The following is a 24,294-nucleotide window of genomic DNA, read 5'->3' on the forward strand; positions in this document are numbered from 1 at the left end:
CCGGTCAGAAGGCCACGACCATCGACCCGCTGATCGCGCGGGGCGATCCGAGATAGGCGGTGGTGGCGGTGCTGGTCAGGCCGGTGCCCGAATAGCCGATATAGACCTTGTCGAACAGGTTGGTGACGTTGAGCTGGAAGAAGGTTTTCTTGAGGCCCCATTGCTCCAGCGAGAAGCGGGCGTCGAGATCGACCAGCGTATAGCCGGGCAGCTTCACCGTGTTGATGTCGTTGACATAGCGTTCGCCGGTCCGCTTGATCTGGAGGCCGAGGTCGACCGGGCCGAGCGTGCCCTGGATGCGGCTGCCCAGCGTGTAGACCGGCGCGCCGGCCTCGCGCTTGCCGGCGGTTGCGGCATAGGTGCTGGCGCCGGTCTGGACGTCGTCCTTGATCTCCGACTTGAGGTAGGAGCCGAAGACGTAGAGCATCAGATCCTTGACCGGCCGCACCGCGACGCTGCCATCCACGCCATATTTGTCGACGCGGCCGAGGTTGCGGGTCACGCTGCAATCGCAATCGGCGTCATAGGCGGTCGCCAGGCGGTTGTTGTAGCGGGTGTACCAGCCCGACAGCTGCGCCTGGACGATGCCGGACTGATAGCGCACGCCAAGGTCGAAGGCGTCTGACGTTTCCGGCTTGGGATTGCCCGAGCTGGAGCCTTCGTCGAAATAGAGCGCGCCATAGAGGGCGTCGGTGCCGGGCACGGACAGGTTCTTGGCATAGCTGGTGAAGACGCTGGCCTTGCTGGTGAACTTGTAGGTGACGCCAAGGTTGGGCAGCAGCTTGTTATAGTCGAACTTGCGCGACTGCGGCGCGGCATAGGCGCTGTTGGCGGCCAGTTGGGCATCGATGCCGGCCTGGGTCGTCGGGCAGTTGACGTTGCCCGACGCGTCGGTGGTGACGCAATATTGATTGAGATCGCGGCTGAAGAAGGGCATGCGCGCGCCCAGCAGCAGGATGACCTGATCGTCGAGATAGGAACCGCGATATTCGCCCGAAATCTGGTTCAGCGTGGCATAGGATAGCCGGTTGCGCTTCTGTACGACATTGCCGTCGGCATCGAGGATCGGATTGTTGACCGGGAAGACGTCGACCGGATCGCCATTGGCCTCCAGATAGCCGGCCTCGCCGGTCTGGCGATGGCGGGCGCGGTCATAGGTGTAGGACAGACGCAGACGGTTGTCGGGGTCGATATCGTAGGACAGGTTGGCAATCACGCCATAGCGCTTGGTCACGGTCTGGCTGGGTGAGAGGACGCGGACGAAATCCTGCGTGTCGCCATCGCCATTCAGGTCCACGCCGCCGACATAATAATATTGGGTCGAGCTGCTGGTGGCGGTGTTGCGGCTGTCCTTGAGATAATAGCCGCCCGTATTGCCGTCGGCGCTGGCCCCTTCATAAGCATAGGATGTGCCGCCGCCATTGGCCTTGGTATATTGGAAGCTGGGATCGACCGTCAGCGTGAGGCCACTCGCAAGGGTGAAGCGCGAGTTGAGGCGGACATTGCCGGTGTTGGACGGATTGTAGCGCCGCTCGAACGCCGAGCCGCAGCTATTGGCATAGTCGGTGACGCCGGTCTGCGGCGTGTCGACGGTGCAGGTCGCGGTGTCGTAGAAGCGGCCGTCGGTCGTGCCGGGGAAGGTCGCGGTGGTATAGGTTGAACCGTTGAAGGTGTTGCGGTTCTGATTGTAATGGCCCGCCAGCGCGATGAAGTCGCCATTGCTGCCGATCGGCTGGTAGATCTTTGCATTATATTGCTGTTTATCGACGCCGCCATAATTGGTGTAGGTCGACTTGTTGGTCGCGCGCGAGGCGGAGAACCAGGCCTTGGTGCCAAAGGGCGTGAAGACGCCGGTCTGGAACATGCCGAAGATGCGGTGATAGGCGCGATCATCGTCATTGCCGCGGGCGACGATATTGCCATAGCTGGCGCTGATCATCGCGCCCATCTCGTCCGATGGCATCAGCGAGCGGATGTTGATCGTGCCGCCGGCGGCCGAGGCGGTCGGGCTGTCGACATCGGTCGAGCCCAGGCTGACGGTCGCCGCTTCGATAATTTCCGGATCGAGCTGCTGGTTGGTGTAGAGCGCGTAATTGCCCGAGTCATTGAGCGGAATGCCGTCGATCGTCTGCGAAACGCGATCGGAACTGAAGCCGCGCACGGTGAAGCTGCCGCCCAGCGATCCCCAGGGGTCCTGGTTGGAGAAGCTGACGCCGGGCACCAGGTTCAGCGTTTCGTTGATCGCCTGGCCGGGGCGCTGGCGGGCGATGATCTCCTGGTCGAGCGTGACCTTGGCCTTGGGCGTTTCGGGGATTTTGACGCCGCCGACGCTCTGGTCGCCCTGCGCGCCGGTGACGATGATGCTGTCCTCGAAATCCTGCGAGCCGGTCGATTGCGCAAGCGCGATCGTCGGCGCAGCGGCCACGACCAGCGCGGCGCTGCACATCAATAGCTGTTTCATTGACCCGAAATCCCTTTTTACCATGTGCGACAAGGGTGCCGATTATCTGTTCTGGCACCGAGCTGTCCGTGACAGTCCCGCCCTGCAACTGGGATTTCGCTATGACAATTTTGTTAAAAGTGACACGACATATAAGTGAATTATATTTCAATATGCTGCACGACCTTCATGGTTGAAGATGAGTATTGAAATGTAAAAGTAACGTAGAATTTTATTTCGGATTTTCTTGCCATTATTACTTCGTGTCAGCCGATCCAGTAGGGCACGATCTGGCGATTGTCGGGGTCGACATGGATCGGGCGGTCGGCGGGTGGGAAGGCGCGCTGGTCGCAGCTCTGGCGCGAGCAGAGGCGGCAGGTGATGCCGATCGGCGTCGCGGCGCCTTCCTCCTGCAGATGCAGGCCGTCGGCGTAGACGAAATTGGCCGCATGGGCGACTTCGCAGCCCAGCACCACGGCAAAGCGGCGCGGGGTGCGCTTGTAGCTGCCGGACGGCTTCACCAGCCCCTTGGCCATCGAGACATAGCGCACGCCGTCGGGAGTCTCGCCAAGCTGCACATTGATGCGGTCGGGCACGGCCACCGCCTCATGCACGTTCCACAGCGGGCAGGCGCCGCCGAAGCGGGCGAATTGCAGGCGAGTGGCGCTGTGGCGCTTGGTGATGTTGCCGGCCATATCGACCCGGCAGAAGAAGAAGGGGATGCCGCGCAGGCCCGGCCGCTGCAGCGTGGACAGGCGGTGGCAGGCCTGTTCGAAGCTGACGCCGAAGGTGCGGGCCAGTCGGTCGATATCATGGCGCATCGTCCGCGCCGCCTCGCGGAAGGGGGCGTAGGGCATCAGCAGCGCGCCGGCGGCATAATTGCCAAGGCCGATGGCGAGCAGCCGGTCGGCGCCGGTCACGGGCAGGCCGGCCTTGCGCACCACATCGGCGATCACCGCCTGTCCCTCCAGCATCATCAACTGGTGCGCCAGCATGAACTTGCGGCTTTCGGTCGGCAGGGCGGCATTGATGAACAATTGCCGGTCGGCGGCGCGATAGGCGCGCAGTGCGCTGTCTGGCGTCTCGGCGATCAGCGTCTCGATGCCGTGGCGGCGGGCGAGCGCCTCGACCAGCATCCCTTCGTCCAGCACCTGGCCCTGGGCAAAGCTCTCGGCCATCTCCTCGGCCAGGCAGTCGAGGCTATGGACATAATTGCCCGCCTCATGAAACCAGTCGCGCGCCGCTTCCCAGGGCAGGCGGGCCTGCACCTCATGATCGTTGGCGATCGCCTCCTCGATCATGTTGATCCGCTCATTGGCGCGCATATGGGCGTTGTAGAGATCGACATAGCGGGCCGCGAACTCGGGAAATTGCAGGTGCAGCTTCTCGATCCGTTCCGGCTCCAGCGCCGGGCCGGGCAGTTCGGGATGGGACAGGGCAAAGGCGAAGGCGCCGAGCAACTGCTCATCCTCGCGGCTGTCGAAACTGGCCCAGTCGGTGGGAAAGGCATTGGCGAGCGCGGCCTTGACCTTGGCGGTCAGCGGGCGATCGTCATTTTCCATCTGGCTCAGATAGGATACGGATATGCCCAGTGCCTGCGCCATCGTCGCCTGGTCCATCCGATGGTCCAGGCGCAGCTGGCGCAGGCGTGGACCTGCGAATATACGATTGCCGCGTGCCATAATCCTTACCCTAATTTGCGAAGTCGCGATTTGCAAATTGGCAAATTTACATTTGCGAACTTTGCGTGCGGCTGGGTAGGGGAAGGGTAAGGCGGCGTCGGCCAAGCTATGGACGCCACGAATTTGGAGAGAAGCCTTTCATGTCGAAGCTCGCCATCATCGAACAGCTGGAAGCCAAGCGCGAGGGCGCCCGCATGGGCGGCGGCCAGCGCCGCATCGACGCGCAGCATGGCAAGGGCAAGCTGACCGCGCGGGAGCGGATCGAAGTGCTGCTGGACGAGGACAGCTTTGAAGAGCTGGACATGTATGTCGAGCATAACTGCATCGATTTCGGCATGGACGAACAGCATATTCCGGGCGACGGCGTGGTCACCGGATCGGGCACGATCAACGGCCGCCTCGTCTATGTCTTCAGCCAGGATTTCACCGTCTATGGCGGCGCGGTGTCGGAACGGCACGCGATGAAGATCTGCAAGATCATGGACATCGCGATGAAGGTCGGCGCGCCGGTGATCGGCCTCAACGACAGCGGCGGCGCGCGCATCCAGGAGGGCGTCGCCTCGCTCGCCGGCTATGCGGAGATTTTCCAGCGCAACGTGCTGGCGTCGGGCGTGGTGCCGCAGATCAGCGTCATCATGGGGCCGTGCGCAGGCGGCGCGGTCTATTCGCCGGCGATGACCGACTTCATCTTCATGGTGAAGGACAGCAGCTTCATGTTCGTGACGGGGCCTGACGTGGTCAAGACCGTCACCAACGAGGTAGTGACGCAGGAGGAACTGGGCGGCGCGATCACCCACACGACCAAGTCGGGCGTGGCGGACGTGGCGTTCGAGAACGACATCGAGGCGCTGCTGGCGGTGCGCGATTTCGTCGACTTCCTGCCCGCGTCCAACAAGGAACCGGTGCCCGAGCGGCCGAGCGCCGACCCGTGGGACCGGCTGGAGGGCAGCCTCGACACGCTGATCCCGGCCAATGCGAACCAGCCCTATGACATGCACGAGCTGATCCGCAAGGTGGTGGACGAAGGCGACTTCTTTGAAGTGCAGCCGGCCCATGCGGGCAATATCCTGTGCGGTTTTGGCCGGATCGAGGGCAAGACGGTGGGCATCATCGCCAATCAGCCGATGGTGCTGGCCGGCGTGCTCGACATCAACTCGTCCAAGAAGGCCGGCCGCTTCGTGCGCTTCTGCGATGCGTTCGAAATCCCGATTGTCACCTTCGTCGACGTGCCGGGCTTCCTGCCGGGGACCGCGCAGGAACATAGCGGCATCATCAAGCATGGTGCCAAGCTGCTGTTCGCCTATGCCGAGGCGACCGTGCCGAAGATCACCGTCATCACGCGCAAGGCCTATGGCGGCGCCTATGACGTGATGAGTTCCAAGCATCTGCGCGGCGACCTCAACTATGCCTGGCCGACCGCCGAGATCGCGGTGATGGGCGCCAAGGGCGCGGTCGAGATCATCTTCCGCGGCAAGACGCCCGAAGAGATTGCCGAGAAGACCAAGGAATATGAAGACCGCTTCGCCAACCCCTTCGTGGCGGCGAGCAAGGGCTTCATCGATGAGGTGATCCAGCCCCACTCGACCCGCAAGCGGATCGCGCTGGGCCTGCGCAAACTGCGCAACAAGGCGCTGGAGAACCCCTGGAAGAAGCACGACAATATTCCGCTGTGACGGCCCGCAGGGTCGTCATCCCAGCGCAGGCTGGGATCTCGTGCCGCTATCGGACCTTGAAGGCCCAAGACCCCAGCCTTCGCTGGGGTGACGATATGAGGATGTGATGAAACTCGGCCGCTTGAACCATATCGGCATCGCGACGCCTTCGCTGGAGGCTTCGCTCGCTTATTATCGCGACATCATGGGCGCGACGCTGACGCATGAACCGTTCGACCTGCCCGCGCAGGGGGTGAAGGTGTGCTTTGTCGACACGCCGGGCGAGGGCGGCACAGCGGGCACGCAGATCGAGCTGATCGAGCCGCTGGGCGAGAACAGCCCGATCCATGGCTTCATCGCCAAGAACCCGGCCGGCGGGCAGCATCATATGTGCTATGAAGTGCCCGACATCATGGAAGCCAAGGCCTGGTTCGAGGGGCTGGGCAAGAAGGTGCTGGGTGAGCCGCGCATCGGCGCCCATGGCACGCCCATCTTCTTCGTCCACCCCAAGGATATGAACGGGGTGCTGACCGAGATCATGGAGACGCCGAAGGACGGTGCGCATTGAATTACGTCATGCCGGACTTGATCCGGCATCCCGCTTCTTTTCAGCAAGCGGGATGAAGATAGCGGGACCCCGGCTCAAGGCCGGGGTGACGAATGGGTAGGATAGGACACGCATGACCGAGAAGCCGACATTGGACCAGTGGGCCGCCGCTGCCGCCAAGGAAGTGAAGGGCAAGGATCTGAACTGGGATACCCCGGAGGGTATCGTGGTGAAGCCGCTCTATACGGCCGAGGATGTGACCGTCGATCCGGGCCTGCCGGGCTTCGCCCCCTTCACCCGCGGCGTGCGGGCGTCCATGTATGCGGGCCGCCCCTGGACCATCCGCCAATATGCGGGCTTCTCGACCGCCGAGGAATCCAACGCCTTCTATCGCCGCAACCTCGCCGCCGGGCAGAAGGGCCTCTCCGTCGCCTTCGACCTGGCCACCCATCGCGGCTATGACAGCGACCATCCGCGCGTCGTCGGCGACGTGGGCAAGGCCGGCGTGGCGATCGACACGATCGAGGACATGAAGATCCTGTTCGACGGCATTCCGCTCGACAAGATGAGCGTGTCGATGACCATGAACGGCGCGGTCATCCCGATCCTGGCCTTCTTCATCGTCGCGGGCGAGGAACAGGGGGTCGAGCGCAAGCTGCTCGACGGGACCATCCAGAACGACATCCTCAAGGAGTTCATGGTCCGCAACACCTATATCTACCCGCCCGAACCCTCGATGCGGATCATCAGCGACATTTTCGGCTATACGTCGCGCGAGATGCCCAAGTTCAACAGCATCTCCATTTCCGGCTATCATATGCAGGAGGCCGGCGCGACGCAGGTGCAGGAACTGGCCTTCACCATCGCCGATGGCGCGGAATATGTGCGCTATGGCGTAGCGTCGGGCCTCGACATCGACAAGTTCGCCGGGCGGCTGAGCTTCTTCTTCGCGATCGGCATGAACTTCTTCATGGAGATCGCCAAGCTGCGCGCCGCCCGCGTGCTGTGGCATCGCGTCATGACCAAGCTGGGCGCGCAGGATGAGCGCAGCAAGATGCTGCGCACCCATTGCCAGACGTCGGGCGTCTCGCTGACCGAGCAGGACCCCTACAACAACGTCATGCGCACCACGATCGAGGCGATGGCGGCGATGCTGGGCGGCACCCAGTCGCTCCACACCAACGCGCTGGACGAGGCGATTGCGCTGCCGACGGACTTTTCCGCGCGCATCGCGCGCAACACGCAGATCGTCATCCAGGAAGAGACGGGCATGTGCAATGTCGTCGATCCGCTGGGCGGCAGCTATTATATCGAGGCGCTGACCCAGCAGCTGGTCGACGCCGCGCAGGAAATCATCGACCGCGTGGAAGCCGAAGGCGGCATGGCCAAGGCCGTGGGCGCGGGTTGGCCCAAGGCGATGATCGAAACCGCGGCGGCCGCCCGTCAGGCCCGCGTCGACCGGGGCGAGGACGTCATCGTCGGCGTCAACAAATATCGCCTCGCCAACGAGGATCTGCTCGAAACGCTGGAGGTCGACAATACGAAGGTCCGCGAGGCGCAGATCGCCCGCATCAACCGGGTGAAGGCGGAGCGTGACGAGGATGCATGCCAGGCCGCGCTGCAATCGCTCCGCGATGCCGCCGCCGCGCCGCAGTCGATCGAGACCAATCTCCTCGCCCATGCCGTCGAGTGCGCCCGTGCCCGCGCCACGCTGGGCGAAATCTCCGCCGCCATGGAAGACAGCTTCAACCGTTACGGCACCCAGCCGACGCCGGTGAAGGGCGTCTATGGCGCGCCCTACAAGGATGACAGTCGCTGGAAACAGGTTCTCGACGGGGTGCAGGCCGTCGAACGGCGCCTCGGCCGCAAGCCCAAACTCCTCGTCGCCAAGATGGGGCAGGACGGGCACGACCGGGGCGCCAACATCATTGCGTCGGCCTTTGGCGACATGGGTTTCGATGTCGTGTCCGGCCCGCTGTTCCAGACGCCGGAGGAAACGGTGGTGCTGGCGCTCGACAGCGGCGTCGATGTGGTCGGCGCATCGTCGCTGGCTGCCGGGCACAAGACGCTGATCCCGGAACTCATCAACCGGCTGCGCGACCACGGCCGTAGCGACATCAAGGTGATCGCCGGCGGGGTCATCCCGCCGCAGGATTATGACTATCTTCGTGACGCAGGGGTTCAGGGCATTTATGGGCCGGGTTCCAATGTCGTGGAGTGCGCCGCCGATGTGCTGCGCCTGCTCGGCCACAACATGCCCCCGGCGGGGCTAGAGGAAGCTGCGTAAATGAATACCCCCTGCACCCTGACCGCCCGCAACGACTGGACGCGCGAGGAAATCGCCGCGCTGTTCGACCTGCCGTTCAACGACCTGATGTTCGAGGCCCAGTCGATCCACCGCGCGAACTTCCCGCGCAACGAGGTGCAGTTGTCGACCCTGTTGTCGATCAAGACCGGCGGCTGCCCGGAGGATTGCGGTTACTGCAACCAGTCGGCCTCGGCGGAAAGCGGGCTGAAGGCCGAGAAGCTGATGAGCGTGCAGGCGGTGATGCAGGCGGCGGCGCAGGCGAAGGATGCCGGCTCCTCGCGCTTCTGCATGGGCGCGGCCTGGCGCAACCCCAAGGATCGCGACATGCCCGCCATCGTCGAGATGGTGAAGGGCGTGCGCCAGATGGGCATGGAAACCTGCATGACGCTGGGCATGCTGAGCGAAAGCCAGGCCGATATGCTCGCGGAAGCCGGTCTCGATTATTACAACCATAATATCGACACCTCGCCCGAACATTATGAGAAGGTCATCACGACGCGGACCTTTGACGATCGTCTGGTGACGCTGGAAAATGTCCGCAATTCGGGCATCAACGTCTGCTCGGGCGGCATCGTCGGCATGGGCGAGGCGCGCGAGGATCGCGTCGGCTTCCTCCATGCGCTGGCTGTCCTGCCGGTCCATCCGCAGAGCGTGCCGATCAACGCGCTGGTTCCGGTCAAGGGCACGGTGCTGGGCAATATGCTGGCCGACACCCCGCTCGCCAAGATTGACGAGATCGAGTTCGTCCGCACGGTCGCGGTCGCGCGGATCGTGATGCCGGAAAGCATGGTGCGCCTGTCTGCGGGCCGAGAGAGCATGTCGGACAGCTGCCAGGCGCTCTGCTTCATGGCCGGCGCGAACAGCATTTTCACCGGCGACAAGCTGCTGACCACCGCCAATGCGGGAGACAATGCCGACGCGGCGCTGTTCGCGAAGCTGGGCGTCGTGCCGATGCAGGCCGAAGTGAAGGTCGAACTGGAGGCGGCGGAGTGACGAAACCCGGCGGCCGCAAGATCATGCTCTTCGTGGCGCTCAGTATCGCTTACTGGGCCATCGCGTCGATCGTGATCGTGATGGCCGCCATTCGAGTGTGCGGAATGTCGCCGGACACAGCCGAAGTCTGCGATCCGACGCCGATCGGCATTGTGATGGCAATTGCCTTTATCCTGTTCGCTGGCTTGTCGGTGGTTTTCTTCAAGGCGCGGTTGTCGGGAGTGGATGAGTGACCGTGCATCAGTTCAGTTTCGTCACCCCGGCCTTGAGCCGGGGTCCCGCTTCTTCTTTGCCGTCGTGCGGAAAGAAAGCGGGATGCCGGATCAAGTCCGGCATGACGATAGAGTGGGGGGCGCTGAGTGAAACAGGTTCTGACGCTTGCGTGGATTGCCCTTGGTATTGCCGCTTTTGCGCGCCTTGGATTGTTCGCGTGGCGTCTGACCTTCGGTTTCGGCGATGTCATTCATATCAATATCTTTGTCGCATTGCTGATCTTTCTTCTGGCTCTTGCATGGGTCGCCAGTTGGGCAGTCAAACGGCGGCAGTAGCGACAAATCTCAACTCCCGTTCGCCCTGAGCTTGTCGAAGGGCCTTACTTCTCTTCGAGAAGAGAGGTGAGAAGGAACGGGGCTTCGACAGGCTCAGCCCGAACGGGGTGAGAGGAACTGAATAAGGACTGGGGCAAGGACTCATAATGGCAATCACCAAGATCCTGATCGCGAACCGTGGCGAAATTGCGTGTCGTGTCATGCGCACGGCCAAGAAGATGGGCATCAAGACCGTCGCGGTCTATTCCGATGCCGACGCCCGCGCGCCGCATGTGCTGATGGCCGATGAAGCCGTCCATATCGGCCCGCCGCCCGCCGCCCAATCCTATCTGCTCGCCGACAAGATCATCGAGGCCTGCAAGGCGACCGGCGCCGATGCGGTCCATCCGGGCTATGGCTTCCTGTCCGAGCGTGAAAGCTTCCGCAAGGCGCTGGACGCGGAGGGCATCATCTTCGTCGGCCCTCCGGCCAATGCCATCGCCGCGATGGGCGACAAGATCGAGTCCAAGAAGCTGGCGATGGAAGCGGGCGTCAATGTCGTCCCCGGTTTCGTCGGCGTGATCGACGACACCGAACATGCCGTCCGCATCTCCAACGAGATCGGCTATCCGGTGATGATGAAGGCCTCGGCCGGCGGCGGCGGCAAGGGTATGCGCCTTGCTTATTCCGAACAGGACGTCCGCGAAGGCTTTGAGGCGACCAAGCGCGAAGGCCTCAACAGCTTTGGCGACGACCGCGTCTTCATCGAGAAGTTCATCGAAAGCCCGCGCCATATCGAAATTCAGGTGCTGGGCGACCAGCATGGCAATATCGTTTACCTAAACGAACGCGAATGTTCGATCCAGCGCCGCCACCAGAAGGTGGTCGAGGAAGCGCCTTCGCCCTTCGTCAGCCCCGAAATGCGCAAGAAGATGGGCGAGCAGTGCGTCGCGCTCGCCCGCGCGGTCGGCTATTTCAGCGCCGGCACGGTCGAACTGATCGTCAGCGGTGAAGACAAGACCGGCGACGGCTTCTACTTCCTGGAAATGAACACCCGCTTGCAGGTGGAACATCCCGTCACCGAGGAAATCACCGGCGTCGATCTGGTCGAACAGATGATCCGCGTCGCCAATGGCGAGAAGCTGAGCTTCGGTCAGGCGGACGTGAAGATCAACGGCTGGTCGATCGAGAACCGCGTCTATGCCGAAGACCCTTATCGCGGCTTCCTGCCGTCGACCGGTCGCCTGATCCGCTACAACCCGCCCGAAACCGGCACGGATGAGAGCGGCGCGCTGATCCGCGTGGATGACGGCGTGCAGGAAGGCGGCGAAGTGTCGATCTTCTACGATCCGATGATCGCGAAGCTCATCACCTGGGCGCCGACCCGTCTGGAGGCGATCGACAAGCAGATCGAGGCGCTCGACAAGTTCGAGATTGAGGGGCCGGGCCACAATATCGACTTCGTGTCCGCGCTGATGCAGCATGAGCGCTTCCGCTCCGGCAACATTACCACCGGCTTCATCGCGGAGGAATATCCGGAGGGCTTCACTGGTGCGCCGGCCTCGCCGGAACTGCTCCAGCGCCTGTCCGCGATCGGCGCCTTCGCCGCCATGGCGCAGGCCGACCGCGCCCGCCGCATCGATGGGCAGCTTGGCAAGCGCCTCAGCCCGCCGACCGGCTGGCAGGTGAAGATCGGCGACGCCGTTCATGATGTCGTGATCGACGGCGACGAAGTGACGGTCGATGGCGAGAGCATCGACATGGCGCTGGAATATACGCCCGGCGATCGGCTGATCGAGGCGGAATTTGGCGAGGAGCAACTGGCGGTGCGGATCGCGCCGGTCCGCGCGGGCTTCGTGCTGACGGCGCATGGGGCGAGCCACAAGCTACGCATCCTGCCCGCCCACGCCGCGCCCTATGCCGCGCACATGATCGAAAAGATCCCGCCGGATCTGTCGCGTTTCCTGATCTGCCCGATGCCCGGCCTGCTGGTCGCGCTGAACGTCAAGCAGGGTGACAAGGTCGAAATCGGCCAGCCGCTCGCCGTGATCGAGGCGATGAAGATGGAAAATATCCTGCGCGCCGGCAAGGCGGGCACGGTCAAGAGCGTGTCCGCCGCCCAAGGCGAAAGCCTGCCGGTCGACGCGGTGATCCTGGAACTGGAGTAAGATATCAGCCTTTGTCATCCCGGACTTGATCCGGGATCCCGCTTCTTTGCGATCGTTGCAAAAGAAAAGCGGGATCCCGGCTTTCGCCGGGATGACGGTTATGGTGTGAATATCCCATGCACCTGACCCACGACCCCAGCGCCCCCGCCGCCGACCCGATCGGCTTCGACGATTTTCTGAAAGTGGATATCCGCGTCGGTACGATCGTCTCGGCCGAGCCCTATCCCGAGGCGCGCAAGCCCGCCTACAAGCTGCTGATCGATTTCGGCCCGGCGATCGGCCAGAAGAAATCGAGCGCCCAGATCACCGAAAATCACCCACTGGAAGAGCTGCCCGGCCGCCAGGTCGCCGCCGTGGTCAATTTCCCGCCGCGCCAGATCGGCAAGTTCATGTCGGAAGTGCTGACACTGGGCTTCGCCGACGAAGCTGGCGCCGTCATGCTGTTCGCGCCCGACCGGCCGGTGCCCAACGGATCGCGGCTGTTCTGAACCTGTCCTACAAGGGGGGGGGCATGCTATGCCGTCCGCATGACGGCCATGCGCGTGCTGTTGGAAATTTCCTTTCCCGTTGGCGCACGAAGATGTCAAAATATACGGGAAATATGCGAAATTAAGGGGGCGGGATGACGCAGGCGGTCGGGGGCGACTATGTGATGGATGCGAAGCGGGACCGGTTGGTCATCACCGCTTCGGCACTCGGCACGGTGTTCGAATGGTATGATTTCTACATCTACGGTGTGCTGGCGCCGATCATCGGCCGCACCTTCTTCCCGACCGACAATCCGACCGTCGAACTTCTCTATTCGCTGGCCGGCTTCGCGATCGGATTTGGCTTCCGGCCGCTGGGCGCGATGCTGTTCGGCTATCTGGGCGACCGGCTGGGGCGCAAATATACGTTCCTTGCCACCATCGTCCTGATGGGGCTGGCGACGGCGGGCGTGGGGCTCACCCCGTCGGCCGCCAGCATCGGCGTCGCCGCGCCGGTCATCCTGATCCTGCTCCGCATCGCGCAGGGGCTGGCGCTGGGCGGCGAATATGGCGGCGCGGCCATCTATGTCGCTGAACATGCCCCGGCCGGAAAGCGCGGCTTCTATACCAGTTTCATCCAGGCCGGGGTGATTGGCGGCTTCATCCTGTCGCTGATCGTCGTGGTCGGCACCCAGTGGATCGTCGGCATGGATGTCTGGGACGCCTGGGGCTGGCGCATTCCCTTCATCTTCTCGCTGGCGCTGCTCGCCATTTCGCTGTGGATGCGCCTGATGCTGCGCGAAAGCCCGGTCTTCACTGCGATGAAGAAGGCGGGGCAACAGGCGAAGAACCCGCTGAAGGAAGCCTTCACGGCGCCGGGCAATAGGAAGCGGATGCTGGTGGCGATGATCGGCATCGCGGCAGGCTTCACCGTGATCGCCTATACGGTGATGTTCCAGGCGCTCTATTTCCTGCAGAGCGGCCTGCATGTCGCACCGGGCATCGCCCAGTTGCTGGTCGGCGGGAGCGCCTTTGCCGGCATGGCGAGCTTCATCTTCTTTGGCTGGCTGTCCGACCGGGTCGGGCGCAAGAAGCCGATCGTCATCGGCTATGCGCTGGTGCTGCTGCTGGTCATGCCGCTCTACCAGTTCATGGGCGCGACCGCGAACCCGGCCCTGACGCAGGCGGCGGCACGGGCGCCGGTGGTGGTGAGCGGCCCGGATTGCCGTTTCGATCCCTTTGCCAAGATTCAGCCGACCGCCTGCGGCAAGCTGCTCGATCATTTTTCCAAGCGCGGCATCCCCTATGACAAGCGCAGCGGCGCGGCGCCGGCGGTCAGCATCGGCGGCGTGGCCGTGGTGGACCTCAGCAGTGACGGGATCGATGCCGCGCTGACGGCGCATGGCTATGATTTCGGTGTTGTCCGCCCCGACTGGCCGCGTGCGCTGATGCTGTTCGCTGCGTTGCTATTGCTCTGGACCCTGTCGGGTGCGACCTATGGCCCGGTCGCGGCGCTTCTGTCGGAATATTTCCCGGCGCGCATCCGCTACAGTTCGCTCTCCATTCCCTATCATATCGGCACCGGCTATTTCGGCGGTTTCCTGCCGCTGGTCAGCCAATATATCGTCGCGCGGACCGGCGATCCCTATGCCGGGCTGTGGTACACGATCGTCGTGGTGGCGCTGGCGCTGGTCACCTGCCTCGTCGCCTTGCCGGAAACGAAAGGACGCCCCCTCGACGCCTGAGCCCCGGCGCGCTATCGGCTGCGGGCAATGACTGGCTATATTGCTCCGCTCCGCCTGCGCCTCGATGGCGATGCGCTGCTTTCCAACTGGCGCTGGCTGGCGCGGCAGGGCGGCGCCCCGGCCTGTGGCGCGGCGATCAAGGCCGATGGCTATGGGCTAGGCGCGGCCGGCGTCGTGCAGCGGCTGAAGGGCGTGGGTTGCCGCGATTTCTTCGTCTCCAACTGGGGCGAGGCGGCAGCGCTCGAAGCGCAGATGGACGGTGTGAACTTCGCCGTCCTGCACGGCGTGCGCGATGAGGATATGGCGCAGGCGCTGGCCTCGCAGGCGCGGCCGGTGCTCTGTACGCCGGGTCAGGTGGCGCGCTGGAAGGCGGCAGGCGGTGGAGCCTGCGACCTGATGATCGATACCGGCATGAACCGGCTGGGCCTCGACTGGCGCGCCGACCTAAGCGAACTGGTTTCGGGGCTGGAGATTGTCACGCTGCTCAGCCATCTCGCGTCAGCCGACGAGGATAGCGATCTAAACCCGACCCAACTGGCCCGCTTCCGGGATGTCCGGGCCGCAGTGCCCGCGCAACGCTACAGCCTCGCCAACAGTGCCGGTATCTGCATGGGCGCGGACTATGGTTTCGACCTGACGCGGCCGGGTATCGCCCTTTATGGCGGCGTGCCGCATCCCGACGCAGCGCCGCATCTCCGCTCGGTCGTGCAGCCGCAGGCCCAGATATTGCAGCGTCGCGCGGTGCTCGCCGGCGACACGATCGGCTATAACGCCACCCACCGCGCCGAGCGCGATCTGGAGATCGCGATCCTCAATATCGGCTATGCCGACGGCTATCTGCGCGGCTTTTCGGGGCGCGGTGCGGCGCTGGTCGATGGCGTGCGCCTGCCGGTGCTGGGCCGGGTGTCGATGGACCTGCTGGCCGTCGATGTTGGCGCCCGCCCGGACGTTGCGGAGGGCGACTGGCTGACGATCGACTATGATCTGCCGCAGGCAGCGCAGGCATCTGGCCTGTCGCAATATGAGCTGCTGACGGGCCTGGGCAAACGGTTCGACCGCATCTGGGCCTGAGAGTCTATTTTAGAAAAACCGGTTCCGGCCCGCTCCCCCGCCAACCACCCGACAGGATGACACTGGATCGGGCGGTTGGGCGGGGGAGCGGGCTGGTACGGGCTCTAACAGCAAAAAGGGCGCCGATCGCAAGACCGGCGGCCCTTCACTATCTAATGGATGACGCTCAGCGCTCGATGCACATCGACACGCCCATGCCGCCGCCGACGCACAGGGTGGCAAGGCCCTTCTTCGCGTCGCGCTTCGCCATTTCATAGAGCAAAGTGGTCAGCACGCGCGCGCCCGATGCGCCGACCGGGTGGCCGATCGCGATCGCGCCGCCATTGACGTTGACCTTGGCCGGATCCCAGCCCAGTTCCTGGCCCACGGCCAGCGCCTGCGCGGCAAAGGCTTCGTTCGCTTCGATGAGGTCGAGGTCGGCGACAGACCAGCCGGCCTTTTCCAGTGCCTTGCGGCTGGCCGGGGCGGGGCCGATGCCCATGATCGAGGGATCGACGCCGCAGGTGGCGAAGCTGGCGATGCGGCCGAGGATGGTGGCGCCGCGCTTGGCGGCTTCGTCGGCGCTCATCACCACCAGCGCGGCGGCGCCGTCATTGATGCCGCTGGCATTGCCCGCGGTCACGGTGCCGTCCTTCTTGAAGGCGGGGCGCAGGCCCTGCAGCGCTTCGATCGTGGCACCGGCGCGGATATATTCGTCCTGGTCGACGATGGTGTCGCCCTTGCGGCCCTTGATGGTCACGGGCAGGATTTCATCGGCGAAGCGGCCCGATGCGCGCGCGGCTTCCGCCTTGTTCTGGCTGGCCACGGCGAATTCGTCCTGCGCCTCGCGGCTGATCTGATATTTCTCGGCCAGGTTCTCGGCGGTGATGCCCATATGATAGCCCTGGAACGCGTCGGTCAGGCCGTCATGGATCATCGTGTCGACAAAGCTGACCGGGCCCATCTTGGTGCCGGCGCGCAGCATCTGGGCATGGGGGGCGAGCGACATGCTTTCCTGGCCACCGGCGACCATGATGCGGGCATCACCGGCCTTGATCGCCTGCGCCGCGAGCGCAACGGCGCGCAGGCCCGACCCGCACAACTGGTTGAGGCCGATGGCGGTGCGCTCGACCGGGATGCCGGCGTTGACGGCGGCCTGGCGGGCGGGGTTCTGGCCCTGGCCGGCGGTGAGGATCTGGCCCAGGATCACTTCGTCCACTTCTTCGGGCGCGACGGCGGCCTGTGCCAGCGCGGCGAGGATGGCCTGGCGGCCCAGTTCATGTGCCGGAGTCGTGCCGAAGGCGCCCATGAAACTGCCCACGGCGGTACGCTTGGCGGCGGTAATGACGATGTCTGACAAAGGCTCGATCCTCACTAGTGGTAATGTTGTTTTCGCAGGCGCACATAACATCATCCGCCATGGCGGGAAAGCCAAAGGGACAGCGGATGCCACAGCATGTCGGGTGCCCGCTGGCTCAATATCATGCCGACATGGCCAAGGTTCAATATCCGGCTTTCCGTAAGGGACGGGGCGGCCGTGGCGGGCACGATTCGATCCGTTGCCGAAGCGATCGACAAGCTGGGGCAGGGGAGCGAGACCGGGTCTATGACGGTCCCGTCGATGTGCCATTCGTTTTGCCCGCTCGCATTCGCCGCATAGAGCATCTCGAACAATTGCTGCCCGGCGGCATAGGTGAGCGGTGCGCCTTCATTGGCCCAGTCCTCGACCGCGAGGAAGGCGCGCTCCTCGTCGGAGCCGGCTGTCATGTCGGCGAAGGCTGCATATTTCTGTACGGTGCGCTGCGGATCGAGCGCCCAGAAGCCCGATTGCAGCGCCTCCATCGGCACATAGCCGAGCCGGTCGCATACCGGCTTTGCGCCGCGCCACAGGGCGGCGATCTCGGCAAGGTCGGCGGGCGGGAAGCCGGCAAAGTCCCAGGGCGAGGCGATGGTCGCCAGCGCCGCGACCCGGTGCAATGCTGCGGCTGCAATGGCGATCGTGCCGCCCAGGCAATAGCCGACCAGGATCGGTGGACGCCGCAATGCAGCGAGCATCGGGATGAGCCGTTCGGTGACATGGCCGTCGAGACCGAGGCTGCGGTCGGCGGCCGTCGGTGCGCCCCAATCGACCAGATAGGCGTCATGGCCCGCTGCGGCCATGTGGCGCAGCATGGAGCGGCTTTCCGACAGGTCCAGCACCTGTGGCGGGTTGATCAGGGAGGGGATGAAGACGACCGGCGCCCGATCGCTTTCCGGTGTCAAAACAGCCTGATACCGCAGCAGCCGGGCACTGCCCGCCGTTGCGGCAATGGGGCATGATGGTGGTGGGGACGGACGCTGCGCCTCCTGATAGCGACGCAGGCCGACGAAGGCGCGGCGACGCAAATCAGGATCATGCTCTGTTTCGCGCCATAAAATGTTGAGAAAAAGGGGTAAAGGACGCGGGCCATGTTGCGGCGCGGCATCGCCCTGTGCTAATGCGGGATGAGCAGGTGAGGGAGAGACAGGCATGGCCAAATCGAAGGCTGCTAATGAATCCGAACCGGTGGTTATCAAGAAGTACGCTAACAGGCGGCTCTATAACACCGAAACTTCAAGTTATATCACGCTGGACCTTTTGTCGCAGATGACCCGCGAGGGGCGCGAGTTCGTCGTCGTCGACGCGAAGACCGGCGAGGACATCACCCATAATGTCCTGACCCAGATCATCATGGAAGAAGAACAGCGCGGCAAGAACATGCTGCCGGTCAACTTCCTGCGCCAGCTGATCGCCATGTATGGCGATTCCATGCAGTCGATGGTGCCGCAATATCTCGAAGCGTCGATGGACGCCTTCCGCAAGAACCAGCAGCAATTCCAGGAAGCCATGAAGGGCGCATTTGGTGGCGGTCCGCTGGCCGAGATCGCCAAGCGCAACATGCAGATGTTCGAGGCTGCGGCGAGCGCGTTCGGCAATGGCGTTCCGGGCATGCCCGGCGCCACGCCCAGCCCGACGCCGGCGGCGACCGAAGAAAGCAAGGATGACGAGATCGCCGTCCTGAAGGCGCAGCTGGCTGCGCTCAATGCGAAGATCGATAAGCTGAGCTGATCCACCATGGCCAAGGCGGATAGACTGGAGCGCCTGGATATCCGCCGGGCGGAACTGGAAGAGGAATATCGCGCGGCGCTGATTGCGGCGCTGCGCGTGACCGCTGCCGGACGCTGGGGCCTGTTCGACCATCAGCAGGATCGCAGCGCCCGCGCGAAGACCGCGCCGGTGTTGGCGCAGCTCGACGAGCTGGCGCACGAGATCGACGCGATGCGCGACACGCTGGGGCTGGAACCGTTCGATCTCCATCCCGCCTTCCTGGCCGCGCGGGGCAAGCCGGCGGCTGATGCGATGGGCGAACCCAAGCAGGCCAAGGCCTGGCTTAAGCGACTGGGCGCCGACGCCGGCTGAACCCGCCCGGCGCGATGCTTGGGGGTCGACAGGGATGGCGGGTCTGGCCTATGGCGCCCCATCCACTTTTAGACAGGCGACAGACCCCGTGAAACACGCCCTTAACGTTACCCGCGAACAGGATTTCGCTGCCTGGTATCAGGCCGTCATCACCGAAGCCGACATGGCCGAGGAAAGCGGCGTGCGCGGCTGCATGGTGATCCGTCCCTGGGGCTATGGCATCTGGGAACGGATCCAGACCCTGCTTGATGCGCGGATCAAGCAGACCGGCCACGAAAATTGCTATTTCCCGCTGTTCATCCCGCTCTCCTATTTCGAGAAGGAAGCCGAGCATGTCGACGGCTTCGCCAAGGAAATGGCGGTCGTCACCCATCATCGGCTGATCCAGAAGGACGGCAAGATGGTGCCCGATCCCGAAGCGAAGCTGGAAGAGCCGCTGGTTGTGCGCCCGACGTCGGAAACCGTGATCGGCGCCGCCTTCAGCCGCTGGGTGCAGAGCTGGCGCGACCTGCCGGTGCTGATCAACCAGTGGGCGAACGTCGTCCGCTGGGAAATGCGCACCCGCATGTTCCTGCGCACCAGCGAATTCCTGTGGCAGGAAGGCCATACCGCGCACTCGACCGTCGATGAGGCGATGGAAGAGACGATGAAGATGCTCGAAGTCTATCGCAGCTTCGCCGAGGAATGTGTCGGCTTGCCGGTGGTCGCGGGCGAGAAGCCGGAGAATGAGCGTTTCCCCGGCGCCGTCGCGACCTATTCGATCGAGGCGATGATGCAGGACGGCAAGGCGCTGCAGGCCGGCACCTCGCACTTCCTGGGCACGACCTTCAGCCAGGCGCAGAATATCAAGTTCCAGAATGCCGAAGGGCAGCAGGAACTGGCCCAGACCACCAGCTGGGGCATGTCGACCCGGATGATCGGCGGCCTGATCATGGTGCATGGCGACGATGATGGCCTGCGCGTGCCGCCGCGCGTCGCGCCCTATCAGGTCGTGGTCGTGCCGATGCTGCGCGACACCGAGGAAGATGCCGCGATCGTCGATTATTGCACCGATCTGGTGAATCAGTTGAACGGGCTGGACGTGTTCCGCGAACCCGTCCGCGCGCTGCTCGACAAGCGCCCGTCCAAGGCCGCGACCAAGCGCTGGGGCTGGGTCAAGAAGGGCGCGCCGATCGTGATCGAAGTGGGCGGCCGCGACGTGGCCGGTGGCAATGTCTCGGTCATCCGCCGCGATCGCCTCTATCGCGCGGATGGCAAGCTCGACAGCCAGATCGTCGCCAAGGGCGATTTCGTCGCCGGTGCGACCGCGATGCTGGAGGATATCCAGGCATCGCTGTTCGCCGATGCCAAGGCGCGTCTGGACGGCAATATCGACAAGTCGATCACCGACCTTGACGCGCTCAAGGCCTATTTCAAGGCCAGCAAGAACCCCGGCTGGGCGCTGGTCCAGTGGGCCAAGCCGACCGGCGCGGAACTGGAGAAGGTTGTGCAGTGGCTGAAGGGCGAGAAGCTCACCCTGCGTAACGTGCCGACCGACGCGGAAGCGGCGGATGGCGCCTGCATCTTCACCGGCGGCACTGCGATTGAGCGGGTGCTGGTGGGCCGCAGTTACTGAACATTATTTCCCCTCCCTTCCAGGGAGGGGATTAAGGGGTGGGTAGCGAGCGAAGCGAGCCTTCTACTGCCGCTACTCGGCAGACCCACCCCAGGCCCCTCCCTGGAAGGGAGGGGAGCAAGCGTTACTCCACCCTCAATTGCTCCAATGCGAAGGCGCTATATTCGGCCTGATCACGATAGCGCCGGAAGCGGCCGGATTTGCCGCCATGGCCGGCCTCCATGTTGATGCGGAAGACCAGCGGGTTGCTGTCGGTCTTGGTCGCGCGCAGCTTGGCGACCCATTTGGTCGGCTCATAATATTGGACCTGACTGTCCCATAGGCCGGTGCCGACGAACAGGCTGGGATAGGCCTTCGCCTCGACATGATCGTAGGGCGAATAGGCGAGCATCACATCATACCATGGCTGCTGTTCGGGATTGCCCCATTCGTCATATTCACCGGTGGTCAGTGGAATGGTCGGGTCGAGCATGGTCGTGACGACATCGACGAACGGCACCTGTGCGATGATGGCCTTGTAATCCTGCGGCGCCATGTTCGCGACCGCGCCCATCAGCAGGCCGCCGGCACTGCCGCCCATCGCGGCGACCCGGCCCTTCTTTGCATAACCCTGATCCACCAGCGCGCGCGTCACGTCGATGAAGTCGGTGAAGCTGTTCATCTTGTTCTTGAGATGGCCGTCATCATACCATTGGCGGCCCATCTCCTGGCCGCCGCGAATATGCGCGATGGCATAGACGCCGCCGCGATCGAGCAGGCTGGGGAGCAGGGGCGAAAAGGCCGGGTCGGTCGAATAGCCATAGCTGCCATAGGCATATTGGTAGAGCGGAGCCGAGCCATTTTTCTGGAAGCCCTTGGCGTAGATGAGCGACACCGGGACCTTCGTGCCGTCGCGGGCGGTCGCCCAGACCCGTTCGGTCACATATTTGGAGGGGGCATAGCCCTTAACCTCCTGGACCTTCAGTATCTTGCGTTCGCCGGTATCGACATTCACCTCATAGGTGGTTTCGGGCGTGCGCAGGCTGTCATAGGTGTAGCGGACCCAGGGCGTGCTGCTTTCGGCATTGACGTCGAGCGCCATGGCATAGGCTGGCTCGTCGGCATTGACGAAGCTGCTCTTGCCGCTCCTGGTCAGCAGGCGCAGGCGCTTATTGCCTTCGGAGCGTTCCTCGATCGCGAGGAAGCTGTCGAAGGGCTGAAAATTCTCGATGAAGACGCTGGTGCTGGTCGGCACGATATCCGTCCAGGCGGCGCGGCCCTTGGCAGCATCGGCGTCCGATACCGTCATGAGCCGATAATTGGGCGCCTGCCAGTTGGTGCGGATCGTCCACTGCCCACCGACATTGTCGCTGCTGTAGAGGAAATCGCGTTCGCGTGGGGCGAGCGGCGTGAATGTCGCCGGATTGGTGGACGGGGCGCAGCGTTCCTCATTGCTGACGGTCGATTGCAGGACGATGCAGATGAACTTGTCCGACGTCGTCTTCTTGAGGCCCATGTAGAAGCTATCGTCCTTCTCCTCATAGACCAGCCGATCGGCGCTGAGGGGCGTGCCCAGAATATGCGCCTTCACCCGCTTGCCGAGCAGGGTTGTGGGATCCTTCTCGACATAGAAGATCGTTTTGCTGTCATCGGCCCAGGCGAAATCGGGTTCGGCATTGGGGATTTCGTCGCTCAGCAGCTTGCCGTCGGCGAGTCCCTTGACCCGGATCACATATTGGCGGCGGCCGACCAGATCCTCGGCATAGGCGAGCAATTTGTCGTCGGGGCTGACTTCCTTGCCACCGATCGCGAAATAGCCCTTGCCCGCGCCCATCCTCGGCTCGTCGAGCAATATCTGCTCGGGTGCGTCCATGCTGCCCTTGCGCCGGGCGACGATCGGATAGTCGCCGCCGGTCTCGAAGCGGCTGTAATACCAGTATCCCTTCTTGCGATAGGGGACGCTGCTGTCGTCCTGTTTGATGCGGCCGGTGATTTCGGCGTAGAGCTTGTCCTGCAACGGCTTGGTCGGCGCCAGCAGCGCGTCGGCATAGGCATTTTCGGCCGCCAGATAGGCCAGCATCTCGGGATTCTTGCGGCTGTCGTCGCGCAGCCAATAATAGGGATCCTGCCGCGTCGCGCCGAAGGGCGCCTTCACCTCATGCGGCTTCTTTGCCGCGACGGGTGGTTTGGGGGCGGTCTGCGCCTCGACGGTGGTGGACAGTGCGGCAATGCTGAGGCTCGCCATGAGCCAGGCCGAAGTGCGGATCATATCCCTCCCTGCGAATCGCATGGCGGAGGCTGACATGATGGCGGGCAGGGGGAAAGATGATCCGGGCCGGCCAAAAGCAATGGCCGGCCCGAATTTAAGCTATGCGTTCAGTTACAGCACATATTTGCTGAGGTCGGTGTCATGGGCGACGGCTGACAATTGCTTGTCGACATAGGCCTGATCGATCACCAGCGTCTCGCCGCGGCGATCCTCCGCCTCGAAGCTCACATCCTCCAGCAGCTTTTCCATGACGGTCTGCAGGCGACGGGCGCCGATATTCTCGACCTCGCTATTCACCTCGGCGGCGATCTTGGCGACCGCGCGGATGCCCTCCGGCGTCAGGTCGATCGTCACTTCCTCGGTCGCCAGCAGCGCGCGATATTGCGCAACAAGGCTGGCCTTGGTGTCGGACAGGATCGCGACGAAATCCTCCTCGGTCAGCGCCTTCAGCTCCACCCGGATCGGCAGGCGGCCCTGAAGCTCGGGCAACAGGTCGCTGGGCTTGGCCACATGGAAGGCGCCCGACGCGATGAAGAGGATATGGTCGGTCTTCAAGGGGCCATATTTGGTCGAGACGGTCGTGCCCTCGATCAGCGGCAGAAGATCGCGCTGCACGCCTTCACGGCTGACCGACCCGCCGCGCACATCGCTGACGGCGATCTTGTCGATCTCGTCGAGGAAGACGATGCCATTCTGCTCGGCGCTGGTGATGGCGACGCGAGCGACGTCATCCTGGTCGAGGCGCTTGTCCTGCTCTTCCTCGACCAGCTTGTCCCAGGCGTCGGCGACGCGCATCTTGCGGCGCTTCTTCTGCTGCTGGCCAAAGGCCTTGGACATCATGTCGCTGAGGTTGATCATGCCGACCTGGCCGCCCATGCCGGGGATTTCCATCGGCATCGACGGGGTGTCGGCGACTTCCACCTCGACCTCCACCTCGTTCATCTGGTTGCCCTCGATCTTCTGACGGAAGGAGAGGCGGGTGGCTTCGCTGGCATCCTTGCCGGTCAGCGCATCGAGCAGGCGGGCCATGGCGGCTTCCGACGCGGCTTCGCGCACGGCTTCGCGGCGACGATCCTTCTCCAGGCGCACCGCTTCCTCGACCAGGTCGCGAACGATCTGCTCGACATCGCGGCCGACATAGCCGACCTCGGTGAACTTGGTGGCCTCGACCTTGACGAAGGGGGCGTCGGCCAGCTTCGCCAGGCGGCGGCTGATCTCGGTCTTGCCGCAGCCCGTCGGCCCGATCATCAGGATATTCTTGGGCGTCACCTCGTCGCGCAGGTCGGCGGGCAGGTGCTGGCGGCGCCAGCGGTTGCGCAGCGCGACGGCGACGGCGCGCTTGGCATCATGCTGGCCGATGATATGCGCGTCGAGCGCGGCGACGATGGCTTTGGGGGTCAGATTGTCGTTCAT

19 protein-coding genes are annotated in these 24,294 nt (G+C 63.7%); 13 read left to right on the forward strand and 6 right to left on the reverse strand.

Annotated elements, in window-relative coordinates; genetic code table 11:
• Positions 1-4: 4 nt before the first annotated feature.
• Positions 5-2,461, reverse strand: a complete 2,457-nt coding sequence (locus ACI6S0_RS07625; RefSeq protein ID WP_434405389.1) for a TonB-dependent receptor — start codon at positions 2,459-2,461, stop codon at positions 5-7.
• A gap of 245 nt (positions 2,462-2,706) precedes the next feature.
• Positions 2,707-4,122, reverse strand: coding sequence for a helix-turn-helix domain-containing protein (locus ACI6S0_RS07630; protein WP_010338815.1), 1,416 nt, complete (start codon positions 4,120-4,122; stop codon positions 2,707-2,709).
• 140 nt (positions 4,123-4,262) lie between these two features.
• Between ACI6S0_RS07630 and ACI6S0_RS07635 the strand changes: the two genes are divergently transcribed.
• The 10 genes from ACI6S0_RS07635 to alr all read left to right on the forward strand — a co-directional run bounded on the left by ACI6S0_RS07635 (position 4,263) and on the right by alr (position 15,600).
• Entirely contained in the window at positions 4,263-5,795 is a 1,533-nt protein-coding gene (locus tag ACI6S0_RS07635; protein ID WP_434405390.1) for an acyl-CoA carboxylase subunit beta, read from the forward strand.
• A 106-nt stretch (positions 5,796-5,901) separates the two neighbouring features.
• Positions 5,902-6,342 carry a methylmalonyl-CoA epimerase gene (gene mce / locus ACI6S0_RS07640; protein WP_004207229.1) on the forward strand — a complete coding sequence of 147 codons (441 nt, stop codon included), beginning with the start codon at positions 5,902-5,904 and terminating at the stop codon, positions 6,340-6,342.
• A gap of 112 nt (positions 6,343-6,454) precedes the next feature.
• Entirely contained in the window at positions 6,455-8,608 is a 2,154-nt protein-coding gene (gene scpA / locus ACI6S0_RS07645) for a methylmalonyl-CoA mutase (RefSeq protein WP_099231546.1), read from the forward strand.
• On the forward strand, positions 8,609-9,622 hold the full coding sequence (gene bioB, locus ACI6S0_RS07650; RefSeq protein ID WP_159366224.1) for a biotin synthase BioB: 1,014 nt from the start codon (positions 8,609-8,611) through the stop codon (positions 9,620-9,622).
• A complete protein-coding gene (locus ACI6S0_RS07655; protein WP_434405391.1) occupies positions 9,619-9,855 on the forward strand; it encodes a hypothetical protein in 237 nt (78 codons plus the stop codon). Before bioB ends, ACI6S0_RS07655 begins: the two co-directional genes overlap by 4 nt.
• Before the next feature lie 126 nt (positions 9,856-9,981).
• On the forward strand, positions 9,982-10,170 hold the full coding sequence (locus ACI6S0_RS07660; RefSeq protein ID WP_434405392.1) for a hypothetical protein: 189 nt from the start codon (positions 9,982-9,984) through the stop codon (positions 10,168-10,170).
• Between the two features lie 146 nt (positions 10,171-10,316).
• The gene (locus ACI6S0_RS07665; RefSeq protein ID WP_434405393.1) at positions 10,317-12,317 is read left to right on the forward strand and encodes a biotin carboxylase N-terminal domain-containing protein; all 2,001 of its coding nucleotides are present in this window, start codon (positions 10,317-10,319) and stop codon (positions 12,315-12,317) included.
• A gap of 116 nt (positions 12,318-12,433) precedes the next feature.
• The gene (locus ACI6S0_RS07670) at positions 12,434-12,805 is read left to right on the forward strand and encodes a tRNA-binding protein (protein ID WP_434405394.1); all 372 of its coding nucleotides are present in this window, start codon (positions 12,434-12,436) and stop codon (positions 12,803-12,805) included.
• 134 nt (positions 12,806-12,939) lie between these two features.
• Entirely contained in the window at positions 12,940-14,529 is a 1,590-nt protein-coding gene (locus ACI6S0_RS07675; RefSeq protein WP_434405395.1) for an MFS transporter, read from the forward strand.
• Between the two features lie 27 nt (positions 14,530-14,556).
• Positions 14,557-15,600, forward strand: a complete 1,044-nt coding sequence (alr, locus tag ACI6S0_RS07680; protein WP_434405396.1) for an alanine racemase — start codon at positions 14,557-14,559, stop codon at positions 15,598-15,600.
• A 166-nt stretch (positions 15,601-15,766) separates the two neighbouring features.
• On the opposite strand, the gene ACI6S0_RS07685 is transcribed toward alr, so the two are convergent.
• Positions 15,767-16,939, reverse strand: a complete 1,173-nt coding sequence (locus ACI6S0_RS07685; RefSeq protein WP_434405397.1) for an acetyl-CoA C-acetyltransferase — start codon at positions 16,937-16,939, stop codon at positions 15,767-15,769.
• A 50-nt stretch (positions 16,940-16,989) separates the two neighbouring features.
• Positions 16,990-17,964: an alpha/beta fold hydrolase gene (locus ACI6S0_RS07690; protein WP_434405398.1), complete on the reverse strand. Its 975-nt coding sequence runs from the start codon at positions 17,962-17,964 to the stop codon at positions 16,990-16,992.
• 124 nt (positions 17,965-18,088) lie between these two features.
• On the opposite strand from ACI6S0_RS07690, the gene phaR reads away from it, so the two are divergent.
• From phaR to proS, 3 genes are all read left to right on the forward strand, one after another.
• A complete protein-coding gene (gene phaR / locus ACI6S0_RS07695; RefSeq protein WP_017502180.1) occupies positions 18,089-18,667 on the forward strand; it encodes a polyhydroxyalkanoate synthesis repressor PhaR in 579 nt (192 codons plus the stop codon).
• 6 nt (positions 18,668-18,673) lie between these two features.
• Positions 18,674-19,018 carry a hypothetical protein gene (locus tag ACI6S0_RS07700; RefSeq protein WP_434405399.1) on the forward strand — a complete coding sequence of 115 codons (345 nt, stop codon included), beginning with the start codon at positions 18,674-18,676 and terminating at the stop codon, positions 19,016-19,018.
• 88 nt (positions 19,019-19,106) lie between these two features.
• Positions 19,107-20,633 carry a proline--tRNA ligase gene (proS, locus tag ACI6S0_RS07705; protein ID WP_434405400.1) on the forward strand — a complete coding sequence of 509 codons (1,527 nt, stop codon included), beginning with the start codon at positions 19,107-19,109 and terminating at the stop codon, positions 20,631-20,633.
• Positions 20,634-20,757: 124 nt separating this feature from the next.
• Here the strand turns inward: proS and ACI6S0_RS07710 are convergent, their stop codons facing one another.
• Both ACI6S0_RS07710 and hslU read right to left on the reverse strand, forming a co-directional pair.
• Complete coding sequence (locus ACI6S0_RS07710; protein WP_434405401.1) at positions 20,758-22,881, reverse strand: S9 family peptidase; 2,124 nt, start codon at positions 22,879-22,881, stop codon at positions 20,758-20,760.
• Positions 22,882-22,992: 111 nt separating this feature from the next.
• Positions 22,993-24,294: an ATP-dependent protease ATPase subunit HslU gene (hslU, locus tag ACI6S0_RS07715; RefSeq protein ID WP_010338799.1), complete on the reverse strand. Its 1,302-nt coding sequence runs from the start codon at positions 24,292-24,294 to the stop codon at positions 22,993-22,995.

It is taken from the genome of Sphingobium sp. DN12 (assembly GCF_051058005.1).
In the GTDB taxonomy this organism is placed as follows: domain Bacteria; phylum Pseudomonadota; class Alphaproteobacteria; order Sphingomonadales; family Sphingomonadaceae; genus Sphingobium; species Sphingobium yanoikuyae.

What these genes read in the sequence shown, in the direction of transcription:
- ACI6S0_RS07625 (WP_434405389.1), bottom strand. Translation starts at nt 2,461, where the DNA reads ATGAAACAGCTATTGATGTGCAGCGCCGCGCTGGTCGTGGCCGCTGCG.
- scpA (WP_099231546.1), top strand. Translation starts at nt 6,455, where the DNA reads ATGACCGAGAAGCCGACATTGGACCAGTGGGCCGCCGCTGCCGCCAAG.
- ACI6S0_RS07700 (WP_434405399.1), top strand. Translation starts at nt 18,674, where the DNA reads ATGGCCAAGGCGGATAGACTGGAGCGCCTGGATATCCGCCGGGCGGAA.
- ACI6S0_RS07630 (WP_010338815.1), bottom strand. Translation starts at nt 4,122, where the DNA reads ATGGCACGCGGCAATCGTATATTCGCAGGTCCACGCCTGCGCCAGCTG.
- mce (WP_004207229.1), top strand. Translation starts at nt 5,902, where the DNA reads ATGAAACTCGGCCGCTTGAACCATATCGGCATCGCGACGCCTTCGCTG.
- bioB (WP_159366224.1), top strand. Translation starts at nt 8,609, where the DNA reads ATGAATACCCCCTGCACCCTGACCGCCCGCAACGACTGGACGCGCGAG.
- ACI6S0_RS07665 (WP_434405393.1), top strand. Translation starts at nt 10,317, where the DNA reads ATGGCAATCACCAAGATCCTGATCGCGAACCGTGGCGAAATTGCGTGT.
- hslU (WP_010338799.1), bottom strand. Translation starts at nt 24,294, where the DNA reads ATGAACGACAATCTGACCCCCAAAGCCATCGTCGCCGCGCTCGACGCG.
- alr (WP_434405396.1), top strand. Translation starts at nt 14,557, where the DNA reads ATGACTGGCTATATTGCTCCGCTCCGCCTGCGCCTCGATGGCGATGCG.
- ACI6S0_RS07675 (WP_434405395.1), top strand. Translation starts at nt 12,940, where the DNA reads ATGACGCAGGCGGTCGGGGGCGACTATGTGATGGATGCGAAGCGGGAC.
- ACI6S0_RS07635 (WP_434405390.1), top strand. Translation starts at nt 4,263, where the DNA reads ATGTCGAAGCTCGCCATCATCGAACAGCTGGAAGCCAAGCGCGAGGGC.
- phaR (WP_017502180.1), top strand. Translation starts at nt 18,089, where the DNA reads ATGGCCAAATCGAAGGCTGCTAATGAATCCGAACCGGTGGTTATCAAG.
- ACI6S0_RS07670 (WP_434405394.1), top strand. Translation starts at nt 12,434, where the DNA reads ATGCACCTGACCCACGACCCCAGCGCCCCCGCCGCCGACCCGATCGGC.
- ACI6S0_RS07710 (WP_434405401.1), bottom strand. Translation starts at nt 22,881, where the DNA reads ATGATCCGCACTTCGGCCTGGCTCATGGCGAGCCTCAGCATTGCCGCA.